Source organism: Tissierellales bacterium, from assembly GCA_025210965.1.
Taxonomy (GTDB): Bacteria; Bacillota; Clostridia; order Tissierellales; family JAOAQY01; genus JAOAQY01.
Genome location: JAOAQY010000184.1, coordinates 1 through 7,043 on the forward strand (window position 1 = coordinate 1; position 7,043 = coordinate 7,043).

General features: G+C 31.7%; 5 protein-coding genes, 5 tRNA genes and 1 rRNA gene. All 11 read right to left on the reverse strand.

Annotation, left to right across the window (positions count from 1 at the left end):
* Positions 1-1,103, reverse strand: a 1,103-nt coding sequence (locus N4A40_13565; protein MCT4662886.1) for a cellulose biosynthesis cyclic di-GMP-binding regulatory protein BcsB, incomplete at its 3' end; no start/stop codon positions are given.
* A complete protein-coding gene (locus N4A40_13570; GenBank protein MCT4662887.1) occupies positions 1,079-2,335 on the reverse strand; it encodes a glycosyltransferase in 1,257 nt (418 codons plus the stop codon). The genes N4A40_13570 and N4A40_13565, both read right to left, overlap by 25 nt.
* A 10-nt stretch (positions 2,336-2,345) precedes the next feature.
* A complete protein-coding gene (locus tag N4A40_13575) occupies positions 2,346-3,938 on the reverse strand; it encodes a DUF2334 domain-containing protein (GenBank protein ID MCT4662888.1) in 1,593 nt (530 codons plus the stop codon).
* Positions 3,931-4,776 carry a GGDEF domain-containing protein gene (locus N4A40_13580; GenBank protein MCT4662889.1) on the reverse strand — a complete coding sequence of 282 codons (846 nt, stop codon included), beginning with the start codon at positions 4,774-4,776 and terminating at the stop codon, positions 3,931-3,933. Before N4A40_13580 ends, N4A40_13575 begins: the two co-directional genes overlap by 8 nt.
* 2 nt (positions 4,777-4,778) lie before the next feature.
* Positions 4,779-5,894, reverse strand: coding sequence for a glycosyl hydrolase family 8 (locus tag N4A40_13585; protein ID MCT4662890.1), 1,116 nt, complete (start codon positions 5,892-5,894; stop codon positions 4,779-4,781).
* A gap of 596 nt (positions 5,895-6,490) precedes the next feature.
* A tRNA-Thr gene (locus tag N4A40_13590) sits at positions 6,491-6,566 on the reverse strand.
* Between the two features lie 6 nt (positions 6,567-6,572).
* Positions 6,573-6,649: transfer RNA gene (locus N4A40_13595), tRNA-Asp, on the reverse strand.
* A gap of 27 nt (positions 6,650-6,676) precedes the next feature.
* Positions 6,677-6,752 (reverse strand) — tRNA-Val (locus tag N4A40_13600).
* A gap of 7 nt (positions 6,753-6,759) precedes the next feature.
* Positions 6,760-6,834, reverse strand: a tRNA-Glu gene (locus N4A40_13605).
* Positions 6,835-6,840: 6 nt separating this feature from the next.
* Positions 6,841-6,915 (reverse strand) — tRNA-Asn (locus tag N4A40_13610).
* A gap of 9 nt (positions 6,916-6,924) precedes the next feature.
* Positions 6,925-7,041, reverse strand: a 5S ribosomal RNA gene (gene rrf, locus N4A40_13615).
* Positions 7,042-7,043: the final 2 nt, after the last annotated feature.

Below are 7,043 nucleotides of genomic sequence, written 5' to 3' on the forward strand. Positions count from 1 at the left end.
AACCTATGTCCCAAATCAGCACTAAGCAATAACGCCGTCTTAAGAGTAGTCTCATTGTAGTTTTGAGGAATTTGTATCATAGCTTGAACTGGGTCATCTGCGCCTTCTACTAAATATGGATATGGATACTCTTTTAAACTCACTTCATCTGCTTTATGCCCATATTCTAAATGCAAATATGAATTTTTAAAAACTACCACCCAATTTCCTGGATTGCTATCATCATCACATTGGAATTGAGTTATTCTGTGATAACTTTTAATTTTAAGTTCATTTATACCTTCTCTAAAATAATTAGATGGAATTTTGACCTTTACATCCTCTATATCCTCATATGTTTGCTTCATAAATATAGTCTTTACAGGCACACCATTTATAGATATTGTGAGTGTAGAACCAAAATACGTCTCCGGTATACTATGACCAAATCTTATATACGCATATGAATTGTCATTTATATCCCAATTTTTATTTACAGTGAAAAATACTATCTGCTCTCCTAATACTCCCTCAAATACCATATCATCTTCTATAATTATGTTTTTTACATTTATTGAATTCCTATCCTTACCAGCTATATTTAAATCATCATAATTCACTTTTTTTGCTTCCATCTTATCAGTTTCAGTAGTCTTACCTTCAGTAGTCTTACCTTCTGTTTTTTTCTCATTCTTAACTTTTTCAATATCCTTTTGATTTTCAGTTATAGCTCCATCTAACATTTCATCTACTATTCTGTCTTGAATCAAGCTATCTTCTTTTATCATTTCATTATTTTTCCCAATATCTAATCTTCTTATATATCCATTTATTCCAATATCTTTTAAATTGTTATATGCTTTATATGCCTCATTATAAGTTTTATATAATCCTGTGTACACATAATTTCTGTTCTCAATTACTCGTATTTCATACTCTATGTTTTTATCTTCAAGTTTCTCTTTAAATGATTCAAGTGTAGCACTTTGTTCAAACACACCGAGTTGCAATGTATATGCTCTTTGATCCGTTTGACTAGCTAAAATAATATTTGGAAAAACTATTAACATGGCTATAGTAATAATACATATAACTTTTTTTAAAATCTCTCTGTTTTGTACCATTTGGTCTCCCCCCTAGTAATAGCTTTTTTTATATAACTAATAAATCCTTTAATAGCAACTACAAGCCACAATTGACAATAGCTAAAATACATTATTGTCAATAAAAATATATTAGTTTTATTGTTCTCACCCTTTTCAATAGAAAGTGCTATGGCCACTTGTAATATAAATACTAAATAGCTAAATAACCATATAAGCAAATAATTACCCGATATAGTTATTCTCATATCTGTAAATACTCCTATCAAAAATATTGCATCTGAAACCAATATAGACGTCAAAAAGAAAAAATAAACCGAAAAGAAATATATCAAATCAAATATAATTCTAGATTGCTTTATTTTAAATGCTTTTCTGATAAATTTGACCAATACATATATATTTCCATTAACCCATCTAGTTCTTTGTTTAATCCACACTTTTATCGTTTCTGGTTCTTGTTCAAATGTTTTAGCCAATGGCATAAATGATATTTTATATCCCATTTGATATATTCTAAATGAAATTTCTGTATCTTCCGCAATAGCCTCCGTATCCCATCCATCTATTTTATCAAGTATTTTCTTTCTTATTATAAAATTTGTTCCTGGTATTGTAGACATTTTTAGTATCTTCCATCTACCGGCTTGTGCCATCCATTGAAAACTAAGAGTCTCTATATTAATAAATTTTGTAAGCCAATTCTTATTTTTATTTCTTGTTCTAAACATCCCGATAACAGCTCCATATTCTGGATGATGATCTATCTCATATGCAAGATATCTCAGCGCTAGAGGATTTGGTGTATTATCTGCATCATACACCACTATAAATTCGCCTTTGGCCTGCTTAAACCCTATGTTAAGTGCATTTGATTTTCCCTTCCCACCATTTTCTTTTGTCGTAACTATATGCTTTATATGAACGTCTTTGAAGTGTCTTTTTACCTCTTCTATTTTTTCTCCCGTATCATCTGATGAATTGTCATTTATGACTATGATTTCATATTTATCTCGAGGATAATTTAACCTAATCATAGATAGTAGTGTTCTTTCTATTACTCTGCCTTCATTATGCGCAGGAATCATAATTGAAATTCGTGGAAAATTTCTCATGTCTCTGAGTATGTTCACTCTTCTGTCTCTGACTTCTACAGAGTATTGATGTCCATAATAAGTGAGTACTATATTCATAAACAACATCGCCCATATAGAAAACATTGAAAACAGAAACAAGCCATCTAAAAAACTCATACTATCCCCCCTAAAAAAGTCTATTTTTCGTCTTTTTCCTGCTCTTAAAATAAGTTATTCCAAACAAAATCACTACAAATACCAACGCTAGCAATATTATATAAAATACACCTAATAAAACGACATTTTCACTATCTATCTGCGCTATATTACCTACTTCAATAACACTTTGTCCGTTAATAATCTCAACATTGTAAAATTCAGAATCAACATTTATGTCAAATTCATCAAGCGATAAACAAGGTATCTCTGATGATAGTATATAATCTATTGTTCCAACTAAAACTTTTTCATCAATATCTGGAGTTATCGATATTCCTCCTAAAAACTGGCGCGTAATAGTAACCTTATCTAATCGCTCCTCTAACTCCTGCAATGCATAAGGTCCTTTTCTATACTCGTATGTCAAATTTTCAGGTATATATGTCTTAAATCCATGGCTTGATTTTATTTCAAATGGATATATAGTATATTTGTTTAACCAATCTTTATCTTGAAGCCAACCAATCATAGTATCAAAATGTTTAGATACTCTAACATACGCTGCATCACTTAAATTAAAATGCTTTGGATCAAAAGCTATAGGATAAAATTTATTGTATGCCATCTCTGACATACTTTCCTCTATTATCTCATCTATCCACTCTTCTATAGTTCCTCCTTTATCTTTTTTCCACTCAAAATAATCCTGTCCTCTAATACCATCTGAACTAAAAAATTGATGTGACCCCTGAAGTATCAAACTCCCACCATTTGCTTCTCCGTACTTAATAATTTTTATAAGATCTTTTTTTTCACGTATTGGAGTTTCAAAATTAGCTCCTTCCTCCTTGTAAATAGGAATCACACTCATTGCAAATGGAATCCCTCTTTCTAGAAATATATCCATTGTCCTTTTAAGATTTTTTGGATCTGTAAACGGATGTATATCTTGAATTTTGAAGTAAACCCCCTCATGAGCTTCAGGTATTTCATCAAATATGTCAAACAATACATCTGAAAAAATATAGAATAACGGTTCATTCAAGTCCAGCCTTGAAACATACCAAAGATTTTCATCTCTAACTATAAATGGATAATAATTGCTGCCATCAAATAGTTCAGAATATACCTCAGAATTCAAACTAGCCTGTACTTTTCTAAAATAACGCTTCACTCCTATATCATATGTTTTATCGTTGTACACAACCCTTATCAAATTGTTAACTCTGCCAACATCTACTATTCCTTTTTCTAATTTATTTACCCCTTGACCTATCCAAACTATTTTCCCCTTATATTTTTTAAGTATCTCTATCCAATCATCTCTCAAATTTTCTTCATTTTCCAAATATACAATTAAATATTCATAATCAGAAAGTTCTATGACATCTTCAAATAAATTTTTTCGCTCTGCTCTATGATCAAAATGAGAAACTAAATTTCCGATAGCTTCTACAGCATCTCTATCATCACCATAATAATTTTCCAAATCATATAGTATAATCACATCTGATTTTTGTGAACTTTCTACATCCGTTGCATAAGAGCTATCACAAAATACCACACATAATAAAACAAGAATCAAAAAACAAAGACTCGAAACCTTAATTCGACTATACATCGTACTCAAGTTCCTTTTCTGCCATTCTCTTGTACTCAAGTGGAGATTCATATTCAATCGCATATGGCTTAACTCCCATCCTAATTTCAAATTTGTAATTTTTATAATAGGACTCTTTTTGTATTGTTATGTGTAGTAGTTTTTCCTTTATCCTCTTTTTCAAAATTTCTGCACCTTCCATTGGAGTATGTGGCAGTATTATTGCAAATGTTTTTTCATCGATTCTAAATTTTGTATCCTCTATTCTCATTATCTCCTTGAGCGCGTCTGACAATATATTGAAAACCTCACTGAGATCATCATCATGTATTGCTAATAATTCATCAAAATACAATATTTCTATTATTCCTATTGTTAGTGGATAATCGTATCTTTTCGCCTCAGCCATTTCAACTTCTAATTGAGTTAAAAATCCATTTAGATTACCAAAACCAGTCTCTAAATCCAAATTTCTATATCTCTCATAGTTTTTCTTGTACAATTCTATATTATGCTCCATTTTTTTTATTTGTTCGCCCATAAGCCCTCCTAGCATTGTACATATAGGAAATGCTGCTAGCCATATATAATGAAGCTTTAATTGCACAAAATCACCTGTAATACTCTGATAAAATATTATTCCTCCATATGTTAGCAATATAAACATACTAATAATCAAACCTTTTTGCACGGTAGTCTCTATTGCTACTATTATATTGAATCCTAATAATGCTAAAAGTAAATAATCCATCCAGTTCATGTCTGTCACATTCCAAAGTGAGTAAAAAAATAATCCGAATAAACTCATGATGAATATTATCAAAAATCTATGTCTATATAATCCTAATTTTTTATTCATAATTATCCCCCCAAATATGCTAACATAGCCTGTAATAAATCAAAAGAATATATTTCCGCAGTCTCTCTATCGCCAAATGCACCATTTAAAACATGTCTATCTTCTTGTATTTGAAATTGTTTCATCCTATCAATGGCAAGTACTCTAAGTTCCTTATCTCCTTCGTTATTTGCGATTCTAGCAATAAGAGCATATACTGCTGTAGATTCTCTTTGCGTAATAGCTACCCAGTCGCCATTTCTATAATGAGAATATATAGGTCCTTTTTCAATACTATCTTTCAGCCATTTCATAGTTTCATCTTTTACTCTATTTACTTCGCTCAAATGAAATACAGTTACTAATGTTTCTATCATATTTATTTCATCTTTTTTTATATAATTTGATTTTTGTAAATCATAGCTTGAGTAATAGAATGGAAATTCATCCCCAATGTATCCATTTTGCACTATATCTAAACTATTTTCTTTGATTTCTTTCCAAAAAATATTATAATCCTCCAAATAATTCATGGTTTTAAAATCCTGATAAAATAAACTTATTACTAAATTTGCTCCATTATGATCTAGTATATAGCTGTCCCATAAATTATAATTCGATATACCTCTTTCCATATTCTTAGATAAACTCAAATACTCTTCATCACCCCATAATTTATACCCATCTAACAATGCTCTAATAATTCTTAAATCATCAATACTAGCATTTACATTCCCTCGTTCACCAGTTTTTTCATCTAATCTCCAATATACTATATTATTTTCATCTAACCAATATTCTCTTATGTACTCAACTACATCATCAAATTTTTCTTTATTCTTCTCTGCTATTGATATTTGAAGATCTAATCCTATAGATTCTGACAATATGTCATGTCCCTTCGTTATAGCTCCTTCATTTTCACTATCTATATAATTTGTATATATTCCACCTAAATCAGATCTCATATTATCCTCTATAAAATGTGATAGTTTATCTATATTGTCTTCATAATCTTTTGATTCACAAGAAGATAATATCAATACCAATGCTAAAAATCCAAAAACTATCACATTCTTATAAAAATTATTATCTCTTATCACTCTATCTACACCTCTCTCGAAAGTAATTATTTCCATTTTTATAGCTAAAAATAAAGTTTCTAAGTATTTTGAGTTTATTAAACTGTTTTGTTCTTATTTACCCTAAAATTTTCTATTTGTTTCAAATAAATAAAAATTTCAAAATTAGCTCAACCTTTGTATACACTTGATTATTAGTTTCATGTTTTCAATCTGTTCATAGTTTAGTCGGTTCTTTTTAATAATCGTCACCATTTTGTCATGACACTTTAAACCTCTTGTCACCACTCATACTTCATTGTAGCCTATAATATAACCATAGACTCCCCTATAAGATAATTAAAAAAACAAGAAATCCCCTTTTCTTGTTTTAAATGCAGATCATCTAGAGTCTATGAATCGATGATCTAAACCTTGACATTTTGAGTTGAACTCAAAATTTATTGCACAAATCGGTCACCCCCCGATTTGTGCTCCCCTATTAATATGAAACACACAGGATCGCAGGACTCCTCCCTCATAACGTGCTAGCGATTACTGTGTGTTTTTCTGTCTAAAAAAATACCTCACCTTTAATATTAGGTGAGGTATTTTTATTTTATATAACTAAATTTAGATAATAAAAAAACTAGTCTATAAAGACTAGTTTAATGTGGAGCTGGTGAAAGGACTTGAACCCTCAACCTACTGATTACAAGTCAGTTGCTCTACCAATTGAGCTACACCAGCAAAAAATGGCGACCCGGAAGGGACTCGAACCCACGACCTCCAGCGTGACAGGCTGGCATTCTAACCAACTGAACTACCGGGCCATTTTTTTGTGTTTATTAAATTGAAAATGGTGGGCACAATAGGGCTCGAACCTATGACCCCCTGCTTGTAAGGCAGGTGCTCTCCCAACTGAGCTATGCGCCCAAAAATATGGTGACCCTACCGGGAATCGAACCCGGGTTACCGCCGTGAAAGGGCGGTGTCTTGACCGCTTGACCATAGGGCCATATTTTGGCTCTCGGGGTGGGACTCGAACCCACAGCCTACCGGTTAACAGCCGGTTGCTCCACCATTGAGCTACCCAAGAATATCTGAGATCCAGCGACGTCCTACTCTCCCAGGCCGTCTCCAGCCAAGTACCATCAGCGCTAGAGGGCTTAACTTCTGTGTTCGGTATGGATACAGGTGTTGCCCCTCCGCCATTGTCACTAGATT

What these genes read in the sequence shown, in the direction of transcription:
- N4A40_13585 (MCT4662890.1), bottom strand. Translation starts at nt 5,894, where the DNA reads ATGGAAATAATTACTTTCGAGAGAGGTGTAGATAGAGTGATAAGAGAT.
- N4A40_13575 (MCT4662888.1), bottom strand. Translation starts at nt 3,938, where the DNA reads ATGTATAGTCGAATTAAGGTTTCGAGTCTTTGTTTTTTGATTCTTGTT.
- N4A40_13580 (MCT4662889.1), bottom strand. Translation starts at nt 4,776, where the DNA reads ATGAATAAAAAATTAGGATTATATAGACATAGATTTTTGATAATATTC.
- N4A40_13570 (MCT4662887.1), bottom strand. Translation starts at nt 2,335, where the DNA reads ATGAGTTTTTTAGATGGCTTGTTTCTGTTTTCAATGTTTTCTATATGG.